This is a genomic window from Sinomonas humi, from assembly GCF_000802235.1.
Taxonomy (GTDB): Bacteria; Actinomycetota; Actinomycetes; order Actinomycetales; family Micrococcaceae; genus Sinomonas; species Sinomonas humi.
This window is the reverse complement of record NZ_JTDL01000011.1, coordinates 1-899: the sequence shown is the minus strand read 5'-3', so window position 1 is coordinate 899 and position 899 is coordinate 1. Positions and strand designations below refer to the sequence as shown.

Annotated in this window: 2 protein-coding genes; one reads left to right on the top strand and one right to left on the bottom strand. The window is 68.0% G+C overall.

Annotated features, from left to right (window positions below; translation table 11 throughout):
• Window positions 1-155, bottom strand: a 155-nt coding sequence (locus LK10_RS22960; RefSeq protein WP_043119356.1) for a TetR family transcriptional regulator, incomplete at its 3' end; no start/stop codon positions are given.
• A 94-nt stretch (window positions 156-249) separates the two neighbouring features.
• Between LK10_RS22960 and LK10_RS00760 the strand changes: the two genes are divergently transcribed.
• A partial coding sequence (locus LK10_RS00760; RefSeq protein ID WP_231567537.1) for an MFS transporter occupies window positions 250-899 on the top strand: 650 nt, incomplete at its 3' end.

Here is an 899-nt window from a genome sequence, read left to right as displayed (position 1 = left end):
TTGCCCTGCCCTGCTGCCTCGCTGATCTGCCGGTTCGATACGGCCACCACCCCCTGCTCGGCAAACAGGCGCTCGGCTGCGTCGAGCAGCGCGTTCCTGGTCGCCTCGGCCTTGACGGCGCGGCCGGGGCGCTGTTCTGCCTCGCTGCTGCTCACTGGACCTCCCACTGTTCAAGACCAGCAAACACTACCGCGCTTGTTTAATTCAAGCGACTGACTTAGATTGAAGGAGATCGAGAAAGGACCTCCTTTGAGTGAATCAAGGACCATAAGCCTGCCCGCGGCGGGGCCTGAGCGGCCGCTGGCCGCAGGAGGGCGGGGTGCCGGGCTCGTGGCGGTGCTCGCATTCGCGGGAATCGTCGTCTCGCGGATGCAGAGCCTCCTGATTCCGCTGATCCCCCAGCTGCCTGGACTGCTGCATGCCTCCGCAACGGACAGCACGTGGGCGGTGACGGCGACCCTCCTCGCCGGTGCGGTGGTGACGCCGACGGTCGGGCGTCTGGGGGACATGGTGGGCAAGCGGCGAATGCTGCTGCTGAGCATCGGAATGCTCATCGCCGGGTCCGCCATCGGCGGGCTGAGCACTTCTCTGGTGCCGCTCGTCGTCGGCCGTGTGCTGCAGGGTCTCGCGGCGGGGGTGATTCCGCTGGGGATCAGCATCATGCGGGATGAACTGGCCCCGGCGAAGCTGGGCGGTGCGACCGCCATGATGAGCGCGTCCCTCGGGGTGGGAGGGGCCCTGGGCCTGCCGGCGGCAGCGGTCATCGCGGACAACTTCGACTGGCACCTCCTGTTCTGGATCGCCGCCGCGCTCGGTGCGGTCGCGTTCGTGCTCGTGGTCTCCCTCGTGCCGGAATCGAAGATGCGCACCGGGGGCAGGTTCGACCTGCCGGGAGCCCT